Below are 21282 nucleotides of genomic sequence, written 5' to 3' on the forward strand. Positions count from 1 at the left end.
GAGATAGGTGGCCTCTTCGTTATGGCTATTCGTGACATTCGCCTCTTCGGCGATCCCGTTCTTGCTGCTGCGTGCCAACCAGTAGGGGACATTGACGATGGAGTGAGGCAGCACGTGCAAGACCTACTCGACACCGTCGACATGGATGGCCGTGCGGGGCTCGCCTCGAACCAGATCGGCCACCAGCTGCGTGCCTTCAGCCTCAACATCGAGGGCAAACTTCAGTACGTTCTGAACCCCGAGATTGTTTCGCTCGAGGGAGAGCCTGTCGCTACGGGCGAGGGCTGCCTCTCGGTGCCCGACCTTTGGTACCCCGTCATGCGGTACCCGAAGGCCACCGTTCGCGGTATCGACCTTGAAGGTACCGAGGTCGTCATCACGGGCGAGGGGCTCCTCGCACAGGCGCTCCAGCACGAGTGTGATCACCTCGATGGCAAGCTGTATCTCGATCGCCTTGAGCGTGCCGAGCGCGGCAAAGCGCTTCGCGAGATTCGCGCCTCCTCATGGTTCTAAAGCGTCAATCGCGCGGCGGTAGGGAACCCGGGTCATGCCGGGCGCGATCCGCCACAATCATACGAGAAAGGGCCCCGCGCAGATCATGCGTGGGGCCCTTTCTCGTGAAGTGGCGAGTGCCTACTTGCCGTGCGTGTGCAAGGCTTCAGTCTGCGGGTTATCGCCGTAGATCTTGTCGATGTCTGCCTGGAAATCACGCAAGATATTGTCGCGCTTGATGCTCATCTTGGGCGTGAGATGGCCCGAATCTTCGGTGAAATCGGTGGGCAGTACCACGAATTTGCGGATCGACTCGGCACGCGACATGTACGCGTTGCCCTCGTCGACCGCTCGCTGGATCTCGGCGAGCACCTTGGGGTGAGCCGCTGCCTCGTTGAGTGACATGTTCGGGTCTTCACCGTTGTTCGTGAGCCAGGTCGGCAGCATTTCGGTGTCGAGGGTGACGAGGGCCGCGATGAACGGCTTCTGGTCGCCGACAACGACGATCTGGCCGACGATCGGGTTCGCGCGAATCGCGTCTTCGAGAACGGCCGGGGCGACGTTCTTGCCGCCGGCGGTGACGATGATCTCTTTCTTACGGCCGGTAATGCTGAGGTAGCCGTCGGCGTCGAGCGTGCCGAGGTCGCCCGTCTTGAAGAACCCGTCTTCGGTGAAGACCTTCTTGGTCTCTTCTGGGTTGTTCCAGTACTCCTTGAAGACGTCGATACCCTTCACCTGAATCTCGCCGTCGTCAGCGATGCGCACGGTGTGGCCTGGCAGTGCGGGGCCAACGGTGCCGATCTTGAACTTGTCGGGCAGATTCACGGTGACCGGTGCGGTCGTCTCGGTGAGGCCGTAGCCCTCGAGCACCTTGATGGTGAGTGAGTGGTAGAAGTGGCCGAGGTAGCGCGACAGGGGTGCTGAGCCCGAGATGGCGTACTTCACGCGGCCGCCAAGGGTCTCGCGCAGCTTCGCGAAGACGAGCTTGTCGTAGAGCGCGTACTTGAGCTTCAGGCCGAAACCGACCTTGCCCTTTTCGAGTGCCTCTGAGTACTCAACGGCGCAGGCAGCTGCGGCGCGGAAGATCTTACCCTTGCGGCCGGCCTCTGCCTTCTGCTCTGCCGAGTTGTACACCTTCTCGAACACGCGGGGTACCGCGAGAATGAACGAGGGGCGGAACGAGCCGAGCGAGGGCACGAGCTGTGAGGTGTCGGGCTGGTGGCCGACGCGGACGCCTGAGTACACGCACAGTACCGAGATGAAGCGGGCGAAGACGTGGGCGAGGGTTACGAAGAGGAGGGTCGAGGCGCCCGGCTCGCGAACAACCTCGTTGAGGCCCGCGGCCGCGTTGCGCGACAGATCGACAAAGTTTGAGTGGGTGAGCACGCAGCCCTTGGGGCGGCCGGTCGAACCCGAGGTGTAGATAAGTGTCGCGATGTCGTCGCCCTTGGCCGCACTGCGGCGCTCTTCGAGGGTCTCGTCGCTGACCTCTGCTCCTGCGGCAGCGAGAGTATCAAGGTCGCCCTCGTCCATGCGCCAGACAAGGTCGATGTTTGGGGTGTTGCCGCGAATCTCTGAGAAGCGCTCGTGGTATTCCTCAGCCTGCAGAATGATCGCGCGTGCGCCCGAGTCTTCGAGGACCCAATGGATCTGCAGTGGTGACGAGGTCTCGTAGATCGGTACCATGACCGCTCCAGCGTAGAAAATGGCGAAGTCGATGAGTGACCACTCGTAGCTCGTCTTGCACATGAACGCGATCTTGTCGCCGGGCTTGATGCCCTGGGCAATGAGGCCCTTTGCGAGGCTGACGACCTGGTTGCGAAACTCGGTCGCGGTAATGTCACGCCACCCGTCGCCCTGCGGAACGGCAAAAAGTGCTTGGTGAGGCGTGGCCTGAACTCGTTCTTCAAGAAGTGAAGTGATATTGCTCTCTGGTGTGAGCGGAACGAGCAGGGGGGTTTCAGTTTGATTCACGGTAGCTCCTTTGATACCTATTCTAGGACGGTAGGTTTGCCGACCCGTTACGGGCATCTTGTCATAACCACCTTAGCCCCGACATGCTCAATACCCTTATCGCATTGGTGCTGGGGTATATTCTTTGAGAGCCTCAACCGTCATTCCTTTGGAGAGAAACTCGATGATTTATTGGATCCTCAAACACCTGATCGTTGGGCCACTCGTCAAACTTATCTATCGCCCCTGGATTGAGGGGGCTGAGAACATCCCGCCGACAGGGCCGGTCATCATCGTGGGCAACCACCTCTCGGTCATCGACTCGTTCTTTCTTCCGCTCATGATCGACCGCCGCGTGCACTTTCTTGCCAAGAGCGATTACTTTACGGGCAAGGGGCTCAGCGGTTGGTTCGTGAAGCACTTCATGCTCGCTACCGGTCAGATTCCCATCGATCGCTCGGGAGGCAAGGCGTCTGAGGCGGCGCTCAACACCGGGCTTGGGGTGCTCGATAAGGGCAACATGCTCGCGATGTACCCCGAGGGTACGCGCAGCCCAGACGCGCGCCTGTATCGCGGCCGCACGGGTGTCGCCCGCCTCGTCGTCGAGTCAGGCGCGGTCGTTGTACCCGCGATCATGGTTGACACCGAAAAGGCGCTTCCGATCGGAAAGAAGATTCCCCGGGTGCGCCGCATTGGTTCGATCATCGGTGAGCCACTCGACTTCACTCGCTTTCAGGGCATGGCCGCCGACCGTTTCGTGTTGCGAAGCGTCACCGACGAAATTATGTACGAAATTCAGAAGCTCAGCCAGCAAGAATACGTCGATATTTACGCCTCAAGCGTACGAAACCGCGCGAAGGCGTAAACACCGCGACAACGATTTGACACCCCGTTTACAATGGGGATACGTCAGCTCGGCGTACTCTCGAAACTTAAGGATAAGTGCGTGGATCACCAGGATATTCAGACGAATCTGCAGTCAGTCGGGATGCAAGGCTTTGATACCTATCGCGATCTCGAGGCGAAACAGCAGCCTGTCTGGAATGACGAGAAGACGCTCAACGGCGTGCTCTCGCAGCTCAGCACGCAACCTCCGCTCGTCTTTGCCGGTGAAGCAGACGTTCTGAAGTCGAGACTCGCCGCCGCAGCCCGCGGCGAGGCGTTCTTACTGCAGGGCGGCGACTGCGCTGAGACATTCGAGGCGGCAACCGCTGATAAGATCCGCGATCGTGTGAAAACGTTGCTGCAGATGGCCGTCGTACTTACGTACGGCGCCTCGATGCCCGTGATTAAGGTTGGCCGCATGGCCGGGCAGTTCGCAAAGCCCCGCTCGAGCGACACCGAGACCCGCGACGGCGTGACGCTTCCGGCGTACCGTGGCGACCTCGTGAACGGCTACGACTTCACCGAGGAGTCGCGCACACCGAACCCCGAGCGCCTGCTGCAGGGCTACCATGTCTCGGCCTCGACGCTGAACCTTATTCGCGCGTTCACCCAGGGCGGCTTCGCCGATCTGCGGCTCGTGCACGACTGGAACAAGGGATTCATCTCGAACCCCGTGAACCAGCGCTACGAGGCCCTCGCGGCCGAGATCGACCGTGCCGTGCGCTTCATGATGGCCTGCGGGGTCGACTTCGGCGCGCTCGAACGCACCGAGTTCTTCGTGAGCCACGAGGCGCTGCTGCTCGAGTACGAACGCCAGCTCACCCGCACCGACTCGCGCACCGGCGACATCTACGACACCTCGGCACACATGCTGTGGATCGGCGAGCGTACGCGCGACATCAACGGCGCGCACGTCGAGTTTCTCTCGAAGGTCAAGAACCCCATCGGCGTCAAGCTCGGGCCCACGACGAAGCTCGACGACGCCCTGCGCCTCATCGATAAGCTCGACCCAGAGCGCGAGCCTGGCCGCCTCGCCTTCATCACGCGCATGGGCGCGGGCAAGATTCGTGACGTGCTGCCTGGCCTGCTCGAGGGCGTGCGCGATGCCGGCGCCCTGCCACTGTGGGTCACCGATCCGATGCACGGCAACGGCATTACGACGCCGAATGGCTTCAAAACGCGTCGCTTCGACGAGATCATGGACGAGCTCAAGGGCTTCTTTGAGGCTCACCGCGAGGTCGGCACCTACCCGGGCGGCATGCACGTTGAGCTCACGGGCGATGACGTCACCGAATGCTTGGGCGGCGCAGAGAACATCGACGAGCTCGCACTCGAGGCGCGCTACGAGTCAGTGTGCGACCCACGCCTCAACCACCGCCAGTCGCTTGAGCTGGCCTTCCAAGTGGCCGAGGAGCTGAAGCGCCGCCACTAGAGGGTGGGCTGGGGCGCTGCGGGCCTTCCGGATGGCGGCTGCCGCGCCCTCCGCTCGGGCCGGTCTCGCCTTTCGGGTGGCCGCTGCCGCGCTGTTTGCCTTTTTGTGGTTTACTTGACGAAAAGCAGGGTGTTTGAGGAGAAACACCCTGCTTTTTGTCATATGGATTGCGCGCGCTGGCGAATCGGCCCATTCGCGCAGTGTCGCCAGAAGATCCGAACCGCGACGACCGGTAAGCCTCGACCGGCACGCCATGCCAGGAGCGCGACGACCGCGATGCCCGGCACGTCGTGCGTAGCGTGGATCGTAGCTCGTAGCTCGTAGCTCGTAGCTCGTAGCTCGTAGCTCGTAGCTCACGGCTCGTGGCGCGAGGCTACAGCGAGATAACGCTCTTGACCTGAACCTCGGAGCCCTTCGGCGCCATTTCGCCAGTAGCAGGAACGGTCTCTTTGACCTCGGCCATGCCGCGCAGAATCTCCGGCACGAGCGTGCTCGGCTCGAAGCCAGCCTCTGAGAGCAGGTCCATCGCTTCCTGCAGCTTCATGCCCGAAACATCGGGAACCTCGAAGAGCTCTGGGCCGCGCGAAACGACGAGACCGACGCTGTCGCCGCGGTACATGGTGTCGGCGGGGTAGTGCGCTGAGATGACGCGGTCGGCCTTGACCGAATCGCTGTACTCGAGCCACCCGAGCTCGTCGTCGACCTCAAGGCCGGCTTCTGACAGCTTTTCGCGTGCCTCTGCGTCGCTCAGGTCGCTGATCTCGGGAAGCGTGCCGGCAGAGACCACCACGTCGATGACGCTCTGCTCTGGCATCATCTGCGGAAGCTCGTCGCCGTCTTCCGTGCTCGTCCAGAGCACGGTTCCCTCTGGCTGGTCGCTGAACTGCTCGGCGCGAACCTTGCCGAAGATGAAGCGGGCCTCGTTGATCTTCTTCTGGGCTTCTTCGAGGTTGAGCCCGGTGAGGTCGGGAGTCTCGAGTGATTCGGGACCGATCGAGATGCAGAGGTTCACCGACGACTCTCGCTCGACCCGGGTTCCTGGCGCAGGTTCGAGGTCGACCACACCGCCCACCTCGGTGGTGAGCGCGTAGCACTCGCTCGTGGTGGCGGTGAGGTTCATGTCTTCGAGCGTTTGTGTCGCCTCTTCGGCTGTGAGGCCCTCGAGCTCTGGCACGGTCACGAGGGAGCCGGGGCCAGAGCCGAAGTACCAGCCCGCACCGGCGGCGAGAGCCGCCAGGCCGACGACGACCGCGAGCATGATCGCACCCTTGCGGCGCTGTTTGCGGCCCTTCGTGTACGCGAGCGCGGTGGCCGAGCGAGGCTCGACCGCGTCTTGCGTGTGCGCTTGCGCGTTGGGCTCTGGCTGCTCCTCTGGCAGCGGATCGACGACAGTCGTGCGCGGCAACTGCGTCGTGAGTACTTGCGTTCCGAGCACCTTGGTCGCGAAGTCGGGTGCGGGGCCGTCATGCGAAGCTTCAACGGCTTGCAGCATCTCGGCGGCATCAGCAGGGCGCTTTTCGGGTTCTTTGTCGGTCGCCCAGAGCACGATCGCATCGAGCTCTGGGGTCGACTGCGTGCTGAGGGTCGAGGGGGCGGGCACCTCGTCGTGGGCGTGCTGGTATGCGATCTGCATCGGCTGGTCGCCCGTGAAGGGCTGCTCGCCGGTGAGCATCTCGAACATCATGATGCCGAAGGCGTACACATCGCTTTGTTTGTCGGCGACGCCCCGCGTGACGAGCTCGGGTGAAAGGTACGCGATGGTGCCGAGCAGTGCCTGACCGGTTCCGGTGTTTGCGCTCGCGGGGCGTGCGAGGCCGAAGTCGGCGAGTTTGATGCGACCGTCGTCGGCGAGCAGTACGTTTTCGGGCTTGAGATCGCGGTGAATGATGCCCGCGGCATGGGCGGCGCTGAGCCCCGAGAGAATGGACTCGCTGACCTCGATGGTTTGCTCGGTCGTGAGAAAGCGCTGCTGTTTGAGGAGTTCACGCAGCGTGATGCCCGGCAGGTACTCCATGACGAGGTAGACGGTCTCGCCCTCTTCGCCCTGGTCGAGTACGCTCACGAGGTTCGGGTGCGTCAGCTTTGCCGCATTGCGGGCTTCTTGCTCGAAGCGGTTGCGAAAATCTGGGTCTTCAGCGAGGTGCGGGTGCATCGCCTTGATGGCTACCGTGCGGTGTAGGCGATTGTCAGTCGCCATGTAAACGGTTGCCATGCCTCCTCGCGCGATCCGCGAATGGATCACGTAGCGCCCCTCAAGGGTGTGCCCAATCAGCGGGTCGGAGGAAACAGAAGTCACACGAGAAGTCTACGGAACACTAGGGGCTTCTGGGAGTACACGCGCCGCATTCCAGCGAGCATGCAGTTTTGAAACATTCAGCCGAACCGTGGCAAAGTGTTACCTGTGAATGAAACAAAGCCAGAATACCTTTCGATTCCTGATGTTGCCGAGATGCTCGAAATAACTCCGAGCCAGGTTCGGCGACTCATCGAGGAACGTCATCTCGCGGCTAAGCGCATCGACAACGTCTTGCGCGTGCCAGCGCTGTTCCTGCTGAACTCGGAGACGATCTCTGGGCTGCGTGGCACGCTCATTCTGCTCGAAGACTCGGGCTTTTCGAATGACGAAGCGATCGACTGGGTGCTCTCAGAGAGCGAAGAGCTTGGCGGCACCCCGATCGATGAGCTGCGCAAGGGGCACAAGGCTCCCGTGCGTCGCGCCATTCAGATGCTCGCTTAGCGGGCAGTACGAGTAGCGCGGGCTAGGCGTCGCGGGTCGCGGCGAACTCTGCGAGCGAGATGAGGGCTGCCACGGCCTTCTCGTCGAACGCGGCCTCGGTGAGCGCCTCGCGCGCGAGCCCAACGTTGCCTGAGATCATCGTCTCGACCCGTGCTTTCGCTCCGGTCTGGCTGATGGTGTCTTGCAGTACTTTGACCTGCTCGCGGTTGAGCGTCGGGTCGCCGTGCAGATCGTCGAAGATACGCTTTGGCCCTGCGGGGAGGCCCTCGCGGGCGAGCGTGACGAGTACGGTGCGCTTACCCTCGGTGAGGTCATCGCCGCTCGGCTTGCCGGTGATCTGTTCGTTGCCGAAGACGCCGAGCAGGTCATCGCGCAGCTGAAAGGCAACGCCAACGGGCAGGCCGAAGTCAGCGAGCGCTCCGAGCTGTTTGGGCGATGCGCCCGCCATCGCCGCTCCGATGAGAATGGGGGCCTGGATGCTGTACTTCGCCGACTTGTAGACGAGCACCCTGGTCGAGCGTTCGAGCTGTACCTCGTGTTCGGCGAATGCCTGGTGCTGCTCTTCGAGCACATCGAGGAACTGGCCGACGGCCACCTCGCTGCGCATGCGGTTGAAGTGTTGCCTCGCGCCGAGGGCCGCCTCGCGGTTCGGCAGCGCGTCGAGCGCCCGTTGCAGGGTCTCGTCAGCCCACGACTGCAGAAGGTCGCCGAGCAGAATTGCGGCGGCCTCGCCAAAGTGATCGGCGTCGCCCCGGTAGTCGCGTTCGCGGTGGAGCCCAGCGAAGAAACGGTGTGAGGCGGGCCTGCCACGGCGCGAGTCTGAGCGGTCGATGATGTCATCGTGCACGAGGGCGGCCGCGTGAAAGAGCTCGAGGGCGCATGCCGCGTCGATGACGGCAGAGAAGGCTCCCTCGGGTGAGGCATTGCGCTCGTGGCTGCCGGCTACTGCTTCGTAGCCGAGTACGAGAAATTGGGCCCTGAGGCGTTTGCCGCCCTGCAAGAACAGGTGGGCCTCATCAAGGAGAGGGGCGAAATCGGGACCTATTTCTTTGAGGCCTTCCCGCTGCTGGGCGATGATTTCGTCAAGGCGCTGCTGGGTCATTTCTGCGAGGGTTTGAGTATGGTGCACATTCATAGCCTACTGTGGGGCGGGCAGGGTAGAATGCATAGTAAGCAAGTCCAGTTTCTACGGAGGAAATCGTGGCCCTTTCAGAACACGAGCAGCGGTTGCTCGAGGAGATGGAGCGGGGGCTGTATGCGAGTGAAGCAGACAGCGTCGTTACCAGTCGTGCCTCGGGTGGTGGCCCCTCGTATCGAGCCATTGTCATCGGCTCTCTCATTATTCTTGCCGGAGTAGGAGTTCTGGTTGGTGGCGTTGCCGGTGGGTTGATTTGGCTTGGCCTTATCGGCTTCGTCGCGATGCTCGGTGGGGCGCTCTTTATGTTCGACCCGAAGAACCGGGTGCAAACCACCAAGAACGGTTCGTCGTCAAAGGCTAAGCCTAGAGACTCGTACGCCGACCGTGCACAGCAGCGCTGGGAAGAGCGTATGGATGGCGAACGCTAGCCCATACCGTCTCAGCCGCTTCAGCTGAACCCCGAGCGAGAGCTCACAATACCGTCGAGAAATCGGCGGTATTTTTTATGCCCACGCGCCGCCGAAGATCCCGAGTGCGTGAAGACGGGGGCGGATCGCGGGGCAGTGGAGCGCCGGGATCCGCTTGATCGTGCGCGAGTTGGCCGCGGGGCGGCTTTGCGCGCCCAAAAGTGGGCAAAAGTGCTCCATTTCCCTCCACCTCTCAAAATGGCTCAAATAAAGGGCAATATTTGCGCAAGCTCCGAAATCTATATGAAAAAGAGTGCTTTGTGGTTTGAAGTGGAGTAAAGTGGGGCTCAATGTGAATCGCGAGCCGAAAGGGAGAGGAGGCGCCCGGTGTTTCTTGGCACGTTCTCTCCCAAGCTTGATGAAAAGGGCCGCGTCATTCTTCCCGCGAAGTTTCGTGATGAGCTCGGCAACGGGCTCGTCATCACCCGAGGGCAGGAGCGCTGCTTGTACGTGTTCAGCGAGCGTGAGTTCGGTGAACTGCACGAGCGCGTGCGCCAGGCCCCGATCACCTCGAAGCAGTCGCGTGACTTTATGCGTGTGTTCCTCTCGGGCGCTCACGCAGAGGTGCCCGACAAGCAGCATCGAGTGACGATTCCGCAGGCGCTGAGAACGTATGCGGGGCTTGACCGTGAGCTCGTGGTCATTGGAGCCGGTTCGCGTGCCGAGATTTGGAACGCCGAGGCATGGCAGCAGTACCTCGATGAGCAAGAGACCGTGTTTGCCGAGATTGAAGATGAGGTGATTCCGGGCATGTTCTAGCCCGTGATGATGAACGAAAACACTCAGACACCTCAGAGCGATGCGCGCGAGATGGGTTCGCCCGACGAGATCGCCGAGCTTCACGACCCCGTCATGCTCGACCGCTGCATCGAGTTACTTCAGCCCGCGTTTGAGGCTGAGAACCCCGTTGTCGTTGACGGGACGCTCGGCATGGGCGGTCACAGCGAGGCGCTGCTCGACCGATTCCCGCAGCTCACGCTCATTGGCCTTGATCGCGATACCGAAGCGCTCGGGCTCGCCTCGAAGCGCCTCGCTCGCTTTGGCGATCGTTTTCGCCCCGTGCACACGGTGTACGACGGGCTCATCGACGCTGTCGAGCAGCAGGGCTTTGAGCGAGTGCACGGCGTGCTGCTCGACCTGGGCGTTTCGTCGCTTCAGCTTGATCAGGCAGACCGGGGCTTTGCTTACGCGCAAGACGCACCGCTCGATATGCGCATGGACCAAACCTCGGGCGTTACCGCCGCCGAGATCATCGCACAGGAGCCCGAGGGTCGCCTCAGAGAGCTGTTCGAGGTGTACGGCGACGAGCCACTCGCGGGCCGCTACGCACGGGCGATCGTGAGGGCACGAGAGATCGAGCCGATCCGCCGCTCTGGACAACTCGTCGACGTGCTTCAAGAGGCGACGCCCGCCGCGGTGAAGCGGCAGCGGCACCCCGCAAAGCGCGTGTTTCAAGCGCTGCGCATCGAGGTGAATAACGAGCTTGGGGCGTTGCAAGGGGTCATCCCGCAGGCGCTCAAGGCCCTCGCGGTTGGCGGCAGAGCCGTTGTTATGTCGTACCAGTCGCTCGAAGACCGCATGGTCAAGCGCGCGTTCCAGAAGGCGACACAGTCGACCGCACCCGCCGGGTTGCCGGTCGAGCTCCCAGAGCACATCGCAAAGTTCTCGCTCGTGACGAAGGGCGCCGAGACGGCCCCGCAGGCAGAGCAAGAACGCAACCCACGTTCTATTCCCGTACGACTTCGCGCCATTGAAAGGGTGAGAGAAGATGGCTAATGCGTTGAAATTCACCGCTGTACCCCAGCAGGCACCGAGCGCTCCCGAGCCTCGCAGGCACCTGGGGCCCGTTCAGGACGCCCCGGCTAACCAGGCAAAGCCCGCGACGCTCATGCTCGTGATCGTCGCAATCATCGCTGTGCTCGGTATCTTCGCGACCCAGCTATGGCTGAGCGTTGCCACCTCGGCCGGTGCATACCAGGCCAACGACCTCATTCTTGAGGAGCGCGAGCTCGTGCGTGCCGAGCGCGTCATGCAGCAAGAGGTCGAGCTCTACAGCTCACCGCAGAACCTCTCGCAGCAGGCCGCTGGGCAGGGCATGGTGCAGAATGCTCAGCCCGCATTCCTCGCGCTTGCCGGTGCGGCAATTGAAGGTGAGCTCACGCAGCGCAGTTCAGAAGCGCGCGCCAATACGATCGCAAATGCTGCGCTGACCGAGTTCACCTCACCAGAGGCCGACAAGCGCAAGGCCGAGCGTGCCGCTGCGGCCGAAAAGAAGGCCGAGGCCGAGAAGAAAGCGGCGGCCGATGCAGCCGCCGCAGAAACAGCTTCTGCTAAGCCTTCGAAGCCTGCTGAGCCGGTAGCCTGGAGCGGATCCCTCCCGGCACCCGCCACGCACTAAGAGGGCACGAGGAGCAGCATGACGAAACGCGTGAAACGCAACGCCAGGAGCGTTGCCGCGATGGTTCTCGTCATTCTCGTGACGATGATTTTTTCGGCACGGTTGTTTCAAATTCAGGTGGTTCAGGCCTCGGCATACAACGAGGTTTCGAAAGACAAGCGAGCCGTTCCCGTTTCGATCCCGGGCCTGCGCGGCGACATAGCTGACCGCAACGGCGTCGTGCTCGCAAGCACCGACGAACGGTACGACGTGCAGCTTTCACCGAAGAACACGCTCGTGCGCGACGGGGTCTTCTACCGGCAGGCTCCAGAGGGGCAATCGGGCACCGTCGCGGTGACGACCGAGGAGGCCTACACCGAGATCGCTGAGATCACGGGGCAGACCGCCGGCGAGCTCCGTGACATCGTTGACTCGGCGCTCGCGAAGAATAAGAAGTCTGACTTCGCCTACGTGCAGCGCGAGATCACGCTTGATCAGTTGAACGCCCTCAAGGCCCTCAAAGTGCCCTGGCTGACCTTTGCCCCGAATTACCAGCGGTTTTATCCGAACGGTGGGGTAGCCGGGAACCTCATCGGGTTCTCGAGTAGCGACCAGATACCGCAGGCCGGGGTCGAACGCTCGCAAGATGCGTGCCTTGCCGGTACCGACGGTGTTGAGACGTACGAGAAGGGCGCCGACGGTGTCGCGCTGCCTGGAAGCCACGTCGTGCGTGAGAAAGCTGAGAACGGCGGAACCGTTGAACTCACGATCGATCGCGACCTGCAGTGGCAGGCTCAGCAGCTGGTCGACGAATACAACGCTCGGCTCGGTACCGAGTGGGTCTACGCGGTGCTCATGGACGCGAAGACGGGAGAACTCCTTGCGGTAGCCGAAGACGGCTCGGTTGACCCCGGCGACTTGAACGCGGGCGACCCCGAGAAGCGCGAGGCAAGGTCGTTCGTGCGCCCCTACGAGCCCGGCTCGACACACAAGACCGTGACCGTCGCGACGTTGCTTGAAGAGGGCGTTGCGACGCCACTCACGCCGTATGACACCCCGTGGACGATGCAACCAGAGGCTGGCGTTCGCTTCTCAGACTGGTTCGAGCACGCGGTTGAACCGTGGACCCTGACGGGCATTTACGTGAAGTCATCGAACGTTGGCACCGCGATGCTCGGCACACAGGTGCCGGCCAAAACCCGGTACGAGTATATGCGCAAGTTTGGGCTCGGCGAATCAACCGAGACGGGACTGCCGCTCGAAGACTCGGGCCTGCTCTACAAGCCAGAGAAATGGGACGCGCAGACAAGTTACAACGTCACCTTTGGGCAGGGCTTCTCGTCAACGATCATTCAAACCGCAGGGGTCTACCAGACCATCGCGAACGGGGGAGTGCGCATACCGCCAAAGCTCGTGAAGGGGTGCCGCGCGCAAGACGGCAGCTTTACTCCGCATGAGTCTGGTGACCCCGTGAACGTTGTGTCTCAAGAAACTGCGAGCTCGATCTTGCAGATGATGGAGACCCTCGTTGACGACACTTGGAAAGACTTTTTGACGATTCCCGGCTATCGCATCGGCGGTAAAACGGGAACCGGCGAGCAGAGCGACGGGCAAGGGCACTACCGCACCGATTACGTGCACTCCTTCGCCTCGATCTTTCCCATCGACGATCCACAATATGTCGTTGTTGCGTCGCTCGGATTTCCCGATTCGTACACGAGCGGCACTACCTCATCGGTGAGTCTCGTTCGTGAGATCGAAGAAGCGGCCATCCGAACCCTCCAAGTTGCGCCTTCAACGGGCACGTTTGAACCCCTTCCCATATATTCCGAATAGAGTAGGTGGGTGCATTACGTGAAACGACACTTTCAGCGATCAGGGCTCACCGCATGAGCGAGGGAATGACGATCAGGCCAAAACGGGGGGAACCGGCCGAGACCAGGGCACTTGCTGCCGCGCACGGTCTGCGTATCATCGAGGCAGTTGCGCCTCAGGGGAACGAGGCTACGATCTCGGGAATTACGCTCGATTCGCGAGACGTGAGGCCCGGCGATCTCTACGTCGGCATGCCCGGTGCCAAGCAACACGGTGCATCGTTTGGCGCGCAGGCGATCGGCAACGGTGCTGTCGCGATTGTGACCGATGCTGCTGGGGCTGAGAAGCTCGTCGGTGTGAGCGTTCCGGTGCTCGTGACCGAGGTTCACCCGCGAACGCTGCTCGGCGCTCTCGCGGCCGACATCTACCGTACCGGTGAGCTTGACGCTAAGGTCTTCGGCATTACCGGCACGAACGGCAAGACGAGCGTGGTCTACATGCTCGATGCGCTCCTGCGACTGGTCGGGCACACCACCGGCATTTCGACGACCGCCGAGCGCCGCATTGGCGACGTCGCGATCGAGAGCAATCTCACCTCTCCTGAAGCCTCAGAAATGCACGGACTGCTCGCTCGCATGATCGAAGATGACGTCACCGCGGTGGCGCTTGAGGTCTCGGCTCAGGCGGTCGTGAGGCACCGTATCGACGGCATCATGTTCGACGTCGTCGCCTTCAATAACTTCTCGCAGGATCACCTCGACGAGTTCGGTGACATGCAAACCTACTTTGCTGCGAAGCAAGCGCTTTTCACGAAGCAGCACGCGGCACGCGGCGTCGTGGTGGTCGACTCACCCCACGGCCAGCGCATCGCTAAAGAGAGCGAGATCCCGGTCACAACGCTCTCGACCGCCTACGGTCAGTCGGCCGACTGGCATCTCGCGATCACGAACCACACGGTCGATGGGGTCTCGTTTGTGTTGCAGGGCCCCGACAACGCGTACTTCCGCGGGCGGGTTCCCCTCTTCGGCACCTTCATGGCAGAGAACGCCGCGCTCGCGATCATCATGATGCACGAGGCAGGCATCGACCTCTCGAACCTTGAAGCGTTGCTCGCCACAGAGCCGATTCCCGTCTCCATTCCCGGGCGCCTCGAACTCATGAACCCCGGTGCGAAGGGCCCGAAGTTCTTCGTTGACTACGGTCACACGCCCGGCAGCTTTGAATCGATGCTCGATGGCCTCGGCGATGTCGCGACCGGCAACATCATCTTCATGTTTGGTGCCGATGGCGACCGCGACACCACGAAGCGAGCCGAGATGGGGCGGATCGCTGCCGCTGGTTCGAACACCCTCATCATCTGCGACTACCACCCGCGCTTCGAAGACCCGGCGTCAATTCGGGCGCAACTGCTCGAGGGAGCACGGCAAGCCGGTGGACGTACGAGCATTCACGAGATCGCCGACCCCCGCGAGGCGATCCGCTTCGCGATCAGCGCGGCAGGACCCGAAGACATCATCGTCTATGCGGGGCCGGGGCACGAGACCTACCAGGAAGTGGCGGGGCAGATGCTCCCGTATTCAGCAAGGGATGAAGTACGCGGGGCACTCCGCGAGGCAGGACTGATGGCGTGATTACACTCACACTCGCCGAGATCGCAACCGCGGTCAACGGTACGTTGCTTTTGGGCTCAAGCGGGCTCACGGCCGATGCCACGATTGACGGTATCTCACAGACCGACTCACGAGAGGTGGGGCCCGGCCAGATCTTCTTCGCCCGCCGTGGCGAGGAGACCGACGGCCACCGTTTCGTGGAGCCGGCCGTCGAACGAGGCGCAGCGTTGCTCGTGGTCGAGCGTGATGTGCTTGACACGGTGCCGCAGGTCGTGGTGAGCGACGCGACCGATGCGCTCGCAATGCTCGCGACCGAGGTGCTCGCTCGGGTGAATGAGCGCGGCCACCTGCTCACGGTAGGCGTGACTGGCTCGAACGGAAAAACCACGACCAAGAATCTGCTGCAGCGCATGGCCGAAACGGTCGGATCGACCGTGGCCTCAGAGAAGTCGTTCAACAATGAGGTCGGAGGGCCGCTGACGGCGCTTCGCGTCGAGGAAGACACTCGGGTGCTTGTCGCCGAGATGGGGGCGAGCGTCGAAGGCGATATCGCTCGGCTCGTGCGCATGGCGCCCCCGAGCATCGGTATCGTGCTGACGGTCGGTCTCGCTCACGCGGGCGAGTTCGGCGACATCGAAGCAACGTTCCGGGCAAAGAGCGAGATGGTTCGCGATCTCGCGCCGACCTCGGTCGCTGTGCTCAACATTGACGACCCGCGTGTTGCCAAGATGGCGGCGCTCACCCGGGCAAGGGTGCGCTGGTTCGGCATGTCAGATCGTGCCGATGTATGGGCTGACGACGTGACGACGAGCGCCAAGGGCACCCGCTTCACCCTTCACGCCGACGGGCAGCAAGCGCCCGTCTCGTTCCCGGTACTCGGCGAACACCACGTCATGAACGCCCTCGCGGCAGCGACCGCTGCGCTCGAGCTCGGCGTGACGCTCGACACGATCGTTGAAGTGCTCGAGAAGACCACCCGGCCCGCGAAGTGGCGCATGGAGGTGCTCGGGGGCCGCGATAACATCACGATCATCAATGATGCCTACAACGCGAGCCCGGACAGCATGGCCGCTGGCCTCAAAACCCTCGCCCAGATCGCGCAGCCAGAGGCGCGCACCGTTGCGGTGCTGGGTGCAATGAGCGAGCTCGGTGAGTACTCGGGTGCTGAGCACGACCGGATCGGTCTGCTCGCGGTGCGCCTGCGCATCAGCCAGCTTGTGATTGTCGGCGCCGAGGCGCGCCGCATGCACATCAGCGCGATCAACGAGGGTGCATGGGACGGCGAGAGCGTGTTCTTCGAAACGCAAGACGAGGCCTTCGACTACGTGCAGGGTCTCTTGCAGCCCGGCGACACCGTGCTCGTAAAGTCGTCAAATGCCGCTGGTCTGCGCCATCTCGGGGATAGACTTGGGAAGGAATTCTCATGATTGCTATCATCGTTGCCGCAGCCTTCTCGCTGCTTTTCTCACTTACTCTTACCCCGGTCTTTATTCGGGGCTTCAAGCGACTGCAGTGGGGCCAGTTCATTCGTGAAGACGGGCCAAAGTCGCACTACTCGAAGCGAGGCACCCCGACGATGGGCGGCCTCATCTTCATCTCTGGTTCGGTGATCGCCTACTTCGTCGGTCACCTCGCCGCGGGGTCGCCCCCGACCGCATCAGGCCTGCTCGTCATTCTCATGACGGTCGGCCTAGGCGTCGTCGGCTTCATTGATGACTTCCTCAAGACCCATAAGCAGCAGTCACTCGGACTCGGCGGTTGGGCAAAGATTTTCGGCCAGGTCGTTGTTGCGGTGCTCTTCGCGCTGCTCGCGATCCGCTTTGCAAACGCCCGCGGTCTCACGCCTGCGTCAACGAGCATCTCGCTCTTTCGAGACCTGCCCTTCGACTTCATGCAGTTTGGCCTCATCGCCGGCACAATCCTCTTCGTGATCTGGATCATCGTGATCGTCACCTCGACCTCGAACGCGGTCAACGTGACCGACGGTCTCGACGGTCTCGCAACGGGGGCCTCGATTCTCGCGCTCTCGGCATACGTCATGATCGGCTTCTGGCAGCACAACGAGGCCTGCGCCATTCGCATTGAGCCCGGCTGCTACGACGTGCGCGATCCGCTCGACCTCGCCGTCATCGCCGCAGCGCTCATCGGCGGCCTCATCGGCTTTCTCTGGTGGAACACGAGCCCCGCACACATTTACATGGGCGATACCGGCTCGCTCGGCCTCGGTGGCGCGATTGCCGCACTCGCGATTCTTACGCAGACCGAGCTCCTGCTCCTGCTCATCGGTGGCCTCTTCATCATCGAGACTGGCTCGGTCATCGTGCAACGCCTCTACTTCAAAATCACTAAGGGGCAACGCATCTTCCTCATGAGTCCCATTCACCACCACTTCGAGCTCAAAGGCTGGGCTGAAGTCACGGTCGTTGTGCGGTTCTGGATCATCGCCGGTGTGCTCGTGCTCGCGGGCATCGCGCTCTTCTACGGCGAGTGGGTGCTGCAGCAGTGAGCGAGTGGAATGCAGAGCGGGTTCTCGCGCTGAACAGCTGGCACGACGATTGGAAGGGCCTGCGAGTCGCGGTGCTCGGCCTCGGCGTGACCGGCTTCTCGGTCGCAGACACCCTCGCCGAGCTCGGGGCAACGGTGCGGGTTATCTCGGCGAACCCTGACCCCGATACCGAACGCATTCTCGACGTGCTCGGCGTCTCGCACACGGCAATTGCCGAAACCGAGGGCCAGCTTGCCGATCTCAAGGGTTTTGCAGCCGACCTCGTGGTCGTTTCGCCCGGCTATCGCCCCGATCACCCGCTCACCGTCTGGGCAGAAGAGGCGGGCATTCCCGTCTGGGGCGATATTCAGCTCGCGTGGCGACTGCGCGACAAAACCGACCGCATCGCCGAGTGGGTGTGCGTGACCGGCACCAACGGGAAAACGACGACCTCGCAGCTCACCGCGCACATGCTTCAATCGGGCGGGCTCAAAGCCGCGCCCGTTGGCAATATCGGCGTGCCGATTCTCGATGCGATCCGCGACCCCGAGGGCTTCGACGCGCTCGTGGTTGAACTCTCAAGCTTTCAGCTGCACCGCCTCGGCGAGATCTCGCCGCACTCGAGCGTCGTGCTCAACATCGCCGACGATCACCTCGACTGGCACGGCTCGCGCGAGGCCTACGAGCTCGCGAAGGGGCGCGTGTACGAGAACGTGCGCTTTGCCTGCGTGTACAACCGCGCCGATGCCGTGACCGAGCGACTCGTAGGCGATGCCGACGTGGTCGAGGGGGCGCGGGCCGTGAGCTTCGGGCTCGACACCCCGCCACCGAGCGGCCTTGGCATTGTTGAAGGCCTGCTCATCGACCGAGGCTTCCACGAGGAGCGCCGTTCAACGGCCCTCGAACTGTTGAGCGTCGAAGAGCTCGATGGGCGCGGCTTGGCTGCACCACATCTCGTCGAAGACGTTCTTGCGGCGGCAGCGCTCGCGAGGTCGCTCGGGGTCACCCCTGAAGCGATCGCGGCTGCGGTGCTCAGCTTCGCCCCCGACGCGCACCGTGTACAGCGCCTCGGCACCCACGACGGCGTCGCCTGGATCGACGATTCGAAGGCGACGAACCCGCACGCGGCCGACGCCTCGCTCCGAGCTTTTAGCCGGGTGGTGTGGATCGTCGGTGGGCAGCTCAAAGGCGCATCAATCGATGAACTCGTGACCAAGAACCTCGCGCGGCTGAGCGCCGCCGTCGTGATTGGTGAAGACCGGAGTGAAGTGCTTGCGTCGCTTGGAGCACATGCCCCTGAGCTCACGGTCGTTGAGGTGTCAGAGACCCAGACCGAGGCGATCATGCCCCGGGTCATCGCGGTTGCCAGTGAGCTCGCGACCACGGGTGATACGGTTCTGCTCTCACCGGCCGCCGCCTCGCTCGACCAATTCACGGGCTACAGTGATCGCGGTGAACGCTTTCAGGCAGCGCTTCGAGACATGATGGAGGGGGAAGATAATGCCGCACACCGAGCAGAATCCCCAGGAGCCTCAGACGACGCCGCTGACCACTAGGGTCGTTCGCATTCGGCTCACGAAGGGTCGTGTTGCCGAATCGAACGTCACCGTGCTCATGCTGTGGGGCATTACCCTGCTCTTTGTGGCCTTCGGGCTCATCATGGTGCTTTCGGCGTCGTCCATTACCTCGTACTTAAACGGTGCGGGGTTTCTCGGCGGCTTTCAGCGCCAGGCGCTTTACGCGCTCTTCGGCCTGTTGCTCATGATCATCGCCTCTCGCATACCGCTGTGGTTCTGGAAGAAGTGGGCGTGGGGCTTTTTCGGCCTCGGTCTCGTGCTTCAGATGCTCGTGTTCACGCCGTTGGGTTTCGAAGTTGGCGGTAACCGAAACTGGGTGCGCATCACCGAGACAATCGGCCTGCAGCCTTCCGAGTTCCTGAAGCTCGCGATGATCGTGTGGATGTCGACGGTACTGCAGTTCAAAGAGAAACTCATCGCGAAGCCGATTCATGCGCTCATTCCAGCGGTCATTCCCGGTGCCGTGCTGGCCGTTGCGACGGTACTCTTCGGTGGTGACCTCGGTACCGCGATGGTCATGTTTGCGATCGTCATTGGTGTGCTCATCTTTGCCGATATCGACTGGAAAACGATCGGTCTCGTGGTGGCAGCAGCGGTTGCCGCTGCTCTGCTCTTCCTCGTGACGAGCGAGAACCGCATGCGAAGGCTTATGGGGCTCGTGAGTAACGAAGAAGACTACAGCGGCCACGACTGGCAGCCACTTCACGGCATCTGGGCGCTCGCTGGGGGCGAGATGTTTGGCTCTGGCCTCGGGAGCTCGAAAGCCAAGTGGTCATGGCTTCCCGCAGCTGACAACGACTACATCTTCGCGATCATCGGCGAAGAGTTCGGGTTCGTCGGCGCCGTTGCCACGATGCTGTTGTACGTCGGCCTCGCCTACCTGCTCTTCAAGGTCATCGGGATGTCACGCGACCGCTTCGGTAAGGGCGTCGTCGGTGGGGTGCTCGTGTGGATCGTGGGGCAGGCGCTGCTCAACATCGGCGTCGTCGTTCGGTTGCTTCCCGTCATCGGCGTGCCCCTGCCACTCATTAGCTCTGGAGGAACAGCCCTCGTCGCGACCCTGATCGCCATGGGTGTTGTCTTATCGATTGCGCGCGACGGTGCTCAGTATCAGGAAGAATTGCGCACGGGAACCGTGCAAACGAAAGGAACGGGTGCATGACGACGTATCTTCTCGCGGGGGGTGGCACCGCGGGGCACGTGAACCCGCTGCTCGCCCTCGCCGATCTCATTCGTGAGCGGGAGCCCGAGAGCAAGATTCTCGTGCTCGGAACCAAGGAGGGGCTCGAGGCGCGTCTCGTTCCGCAACGCGGTTACGAGCTGCGCACCATCGACCGGCTCCCGTTTCCGCGAAAGCCGAGTGGGTACGCGTTGAAGTTCCCGGCGAAATACTTGCGGGCGGTCTCGATCGTGCGCGAGATGATCCGCGACGAAGCCGTTGACGTTGTTGTCGGTTTCGGCGGCTATGCCTCCGCTCCCGCGTACCGCGCGGCGAAGCTCGAGAACGTGCCGACGGTCATTCACGAGGCGAACGCAAAACCGGGGCTCGCGAATAAGCAGGGCGCGAAACGAGCGGCCGCCGTCGCCGTGACCTTTCCTGGCACGCCGATTCAGGGAGCGATTGTCACGGGCATGCCGCTTCGCCCCGAGATCACCTCGCTTGACATCACCGCCGCGAGGCCTGCCGCGCGCGAGCACTTCGGGCTTGACCCCGAGCGCACGACGCTGCTCGTGACGGGCGGTTCGCTCGGCGCAAAGGCCATCAACGAGGGCATCTCGGCAAACGCGCGTGCGCTCGTTGCCGAGGGTATCCAAGTGTTGCACGTGTGGGGCGGCCTCACCGAGATGGTCGACCCTGGTGTCGAGGGGTACCACGTCATCGAGTACTGTGACCGCATGGATCTTGCGTTTGCGGCGTGCGATCTCGTGGTCTCCCGTGCCGGCTCAACTGCAGTGAGTGAAATCTCGGGTCTCGGTATTCCGTCGATTCTCGTTCCCTACGGCTTCGGCAACGGTGAGCAAGCGTTCAACGCGAGTTCTGTTGTTGAGTCCGGCGGCGCGATCCTCGTCGCCGATGAAGTGCTGACGCCCGAGTGGGTGCTGCGCGAACTCATTCCGCTTGCGACCGACCAGGAGCAACTCGAACGCATGGGGGCCCTCGCCAAACAGGTCGGCACGTTGACGGGCACAGAGCAGCTCTATGATGTCGTGCTCGACGTGCTGCGAACGCGCTAACATCCCACAGCCGCGCGGCTCAGCCCGACTACAGCCGTAACGCGCTACCCTCGACATCGAAGAGCTTAGGAGCCCAGCC

At 62.4% G+C, this 21282-nt stretch carries 18 protein-coding genes; 15 read left to right on the forward strand and 3 right to left on the reverse strand.

Features of this window, described 5'->3' with window-relative positions; genetic code table 11:
* Window positions 1-21: 21 nt before the first annotated feature.
* Window positions 22-513, forward strand: coding sequence for a peptide deformylase (gene def / locus JSO19_RS11990; protein ID WP_270911894.1), 492 nt, complete (start codon window positions 22-24; stop codon window positions 511-513).
* A 120-nt stretch (window positions 514-633) separates the two neighbouring features.
* On the opposite strand, the gene JSO19_RS11995 is transcribed toward def, so the two are convergent.
* Window positions 634-2466 carry an AMP-dependent synthetase/ligase gene (locus tag JSO19_RS11995; RefSeq protein ID WP_270911895.1) on the reverse strand — a complete coding sequence of 611 codons (1833 nt, stop codon included), beginning with the start codon at window positions 2464-2466 and terminating at the stop codon, window positions 634-636.
* A 163-nt stretch (window positions 2467-2629) separates the two neighbouring features.
* On the opposite strand from JSO19_RS11995, the gene JSO19_RS12000 reads away from it, so the two are divergent.
* Both JSO19_RS12000 and JSO19_RS12005 read left to right on the forward strand, forming a co-directional pair.
* Window positions 2630-3310: a lysophospholipid acyltransferase family protein gene (locus JSO19_RS12000; RefSeq protein ID WP_217132649.1), complete on the forward strand. Its 681-nt coding sequence runs from the start codon at window positions 2630-2632 to the stop codon at window positions 3308-3310.
* A gap of 123 nt (window positions 3311-3433) precedes the next feature.
* Window positions 3434-4762 (forward strand): class II 3-deoxy-7-phosphoheptulonate synthase, encoded by a 1329-nt coding sequence (locus JSO19_RS12005; protein ID WP_270912148.1) that lies wholly within the window; start codon window positions 3434-3436, stop codon window positions 4760-4762.
* A gap of 373 nt (window positions 4763-5135) precedes the next feature.
* Here the strand turns inward: JSO19_RS12005 and pknB are convergent, their stop codons facing one another.
* The gene (pknB, locus tag JSO19_RS12010; RefSeq protein ID WP_442915693.1) at window positions 5136-6974 is read right to left on the reverse strand and encodes a Stk1 family PASTA domain-containing Ser/Thr kinase; all 1839 of its coding nucleotides are present in this window, start codon (window positions 6972-6974) and stop codon (window positions 5136-5138) included.
* A gap of 189 nt (window positions 6975-7163) precedes the next feature.
* On the opposite strand from pknB, the gene JSO19_RS12015 reads away from it, so the two are divergent.
* Window positions 7164-7499, forward strand: coding sequence for an Rv2175c family DNA-binding protein (locus tag JSO19_RS12015; protein WP_270911897.1), 336 nt, complete (start codon window positions 7164-7166; stop codon window positions 7497-7499).
* 22 nt (window positions 7500-7521) lie between these two features.
* On the opposite strand, the gene JSO19_RS12020 is transcribed toward JSO19_RS12015, so the two are convergent.
* A complete protein-coding gene (locus JSO19_RS12020) occupies window positions 7522-8601 on the reverse strand; it encodes a polyprenyl synthetase family protein (protein ID WP_270911898.1) in 1080 nt (359 codons plus the stop codon).
* A 98-nt stretch (window positions 8602-8699) separates the two neighbouring features.
* On the opposite strand from JSO19_RS12020, the gene JSO19_RS12025 reads away from it, so the two are divergent.
* The 11 genes from JSO19_RS12025 (at window position 8700) to JSO19_RS12075 (ending at window position 21203) form a co-directional block, all read left to right on the forward strand.
* Complete coding sequence (locus JSO19_RS12025) at window positions 8700-9065, forward strand: DUF3040 domain-containing protein (RefSeq protein ID WP_270911899.1); 366 nt, start codon at window positions 8700-8702, stop codon at window positions 9063-9065.
* 366 nt (window positions 9066-9431) lie between these two features.
* Window positions 9432-9863, forward strand: coding sequence for a division/cell wall cluster transcriptional repressor MraZ (gene mraZ / locus JSO19_RS12030; RefSeq protein ID WP_270911900.1), 432 nt, complete (start codon window positions 9432-9434; stop codon window positions 9861-9863).
* Between the two features lie 51 nt (window positions 9864-9914).
* Window positions 9915-10880, forward strand: coding sequence for a 16S rRNA (cytosine(1402)-N(4))-methyltransferase RsmH (rsmH, locus tag JSO19_RS12035; RefSeq protein ID WP_270912149.1), 966 nt, complete (start codon window positions 9915-9917; stop codon window positions 10878-10880).
* Window positions 10873-11502: a hypothetical protein gene (locus JSO19_RS12040; RefSeq protein WP_270911901.1), complete on the forward strand. Its 630-nt coding sequence runs from the start codon at window positions 10873-10875 to the stop codon at window positions 11500-11502. The genes rsmH and JSO19_RS12040 overlap by 8 nt, the downstream gene beginning before the upstream one ends.
* Window positions 11503-11520: 18 nt before the next feature.
* A complete protein-coding gene (locus JSO19_RS12045; RefSeq protein WP_270911902.1) occupies window positions 11521-13317 on the forward strand; it encodes a peptidoglycan D,D-transpeptidase FtsI family protein in 1797 nt (598 codons plus the stop codon).
* A 53-nt stretch (window positions 13318-13370) separates the two neighbouring features.
* Entirely contained in the window at window positions 13371-14927 is a 1557-nt protein-coding gene (locus JSO19_RS12050; RefSeq protein WP_270911903.1) for a Mur ligase family protein, read from the forward strand.
* Window positions 14924-16333 (forward strand): UDP-N-acetylmuramoyl-tripeptide--D-alanyl-D-alanine ligase, encoded by a 1410-nt coding sequence (locus JSO19_RS12055; protein ID WP_270911904.1) that lies wholly within the window; start codon window positions 14924-14926, stop codon window positions 16331-16333. The genes JSO19_RS12050 and JSO19_RS12055 overlap by 4 nt, the downstream gene beginning before the upstream one ends.
* A complete protein-coding gene (gene mraY / locus JSO19_RS12060; RefSeq protein WP_270911905.1) occupies window positions 16330-17412 on the forward strand; it encodes a phospho-N-acetylmuramoyl-pentapeptide-transferase in 1083 nt (360 codons plus the stop codon). The genes JSO19_RS12055 and mraY overlap by 4 nt, the downstream gene beginning before the upstream one ends.
* Window positions 17409-18947: a UDP-N-acetylmuramoyl-L-alanine--D-glutamate ligase gene (murD, locus tag JSO19_RS12065; protein ID WP_270911906.1), complete on the forward strand. Its 1539-nt coding sequence runs from the start codon at window positions 17409-17411 to the stop codon at window positions 18945-18947. The genes mraY and murD overlap by 4 nt, the downstream gene beginning before the upstream one ends.
* On the forward strand, window positions 18892-20130 hold the full coding sequence (locus tag JSO19_RS12070; RefSeq protein WP_270911907.1) for an FtsW/RodA/SpoVE family cell cycle protein: 1239 nt from the start codon (window positions 18892-18894) through the stop codon (window positions 20128-20130). The genes murD and JSO19_RS12070 overlap by 56 nt, the downstream gene beginning before the upstream one ends.
* The gene (locus tag JSO19_RS12075; protein WP_270911908.1) at window positions 20127-21203 is read left to right on the forward strand and encodes a UDP-N-acetylglucosamine--N-acetylmuramyl-(pentapeptide) pyrophosphoryl-undecaprenol N-acetylglucosamine transferase; all 1077 of its coding nucleotides are present in this window, start codon (window positions 20127-20129) and stop codon (window positions 21201-21203) included. Before JSO19_RS12070 ends, JSO19_RS12075 begins: the two co-directional genes overlap by 4 nt.
* The last annotated feature ends 79 nt before the right edge of the window (window positions 21204-21282 follow it).

The sequence above is a fragment of the Leucobacter sp. UCMA 4100 genome, assembly GCF_027853335.1.
Taxonomy (GTDB): Bacteria; Actinomycetota; Actinomycetes; order Actinomycetales; family Microbacteriaceae; genus Leucobacter_A.

What these genes read in the sequence shown, in the direction of transcription:
- JSO19_RS12000 (WP_217132649.1), top strand. Translation starts at nt 2,630, where the DNA reads ATGATTTATTGGATCCTCAAACACCTGATCGTTGGGCCACTCGTCAAA.
- rsmH (WP_270912149.1), top strand. Translation starts at nt 9,915, where the DNA reads ATGGGTTCGCCCGACGAGATCGCCGAGCTTCACGACCCCGTCATGCTC.
- def (WP_270911894.1), top strand. Translation starts at nt 22, where the DNA reads ATGGCTATTCGTGACATTCGCCTCTTCGGCGATCCCGTTCTTGCTGCT.
- JSO19_RS12005 (WP_270912148.1), top strand. Translation starts at nt 3,434, where the DNA reads ATGCAAGGCTTTGATACCTATCGCGATCTCGAGGCGAAACAGCAGCCT.
- JSO19_RS12040 (WP_270911901.1), top strand. Translation starts at nt 10,873, where the DNA reads ATGGCTAATGCGTTGAAATTCACCGCTGTACCCCAGCAGGCACCGAGC.
- JSO19_RS12045 (WP_270911902.1), top strand. Translation starts at nt 11,521, where the DNA reads ATGACGAAACGCGTGAAACGCAACGCCAGGAGCGTTGCCGCGATGGTT.
- JSO19_RS12050 (WP_270911903.1), top strand. Translation starts at nt 13,371, where the DNA reads ATGAGCGAGGGAATGACGATCAGGCCAAAACGGGGGGAACCGGCCGAG.
- pknB (WP_442915693.1), bottom strand. Translation starts at nt 6,974, where the DNA reads ATGGCAACCGTTTACATGGCGACTGACAATCGCCTACACCGCACGGTA.
- JSO19_RS12020 (WP_270911898.1), bottom strand. Translation starts at nt 8,601, where the DNA reads ATGACCCAGCAGCGCCTTGACGAAATCATCGCCCAGCAGCGGGAAGGC.
- mraY (WP_270911905.1), top strand. Translation starts at nt 16,330, where the DNA reads ATGATTGCTATCATCGTTGCCGCAGCCTTCTCGCTGCTTTTCTCACTT.
- JSO19_RS12070 (WP_270911907.1), top strand. Translation starts at nt 18,892, where the DNA reads ATGCCGCACACCGAGCAGAATCCCCAGGAGCCTCAGACGACGCCGCTG.
- JSO19_RS12075 (WP_270911908.1), top strand. Translation starts at nt 20,127, where the DNA reads ATGACGACGTATCTTCTCGCGGGGGGTGGCACCGCGGGGCACGTGAAC.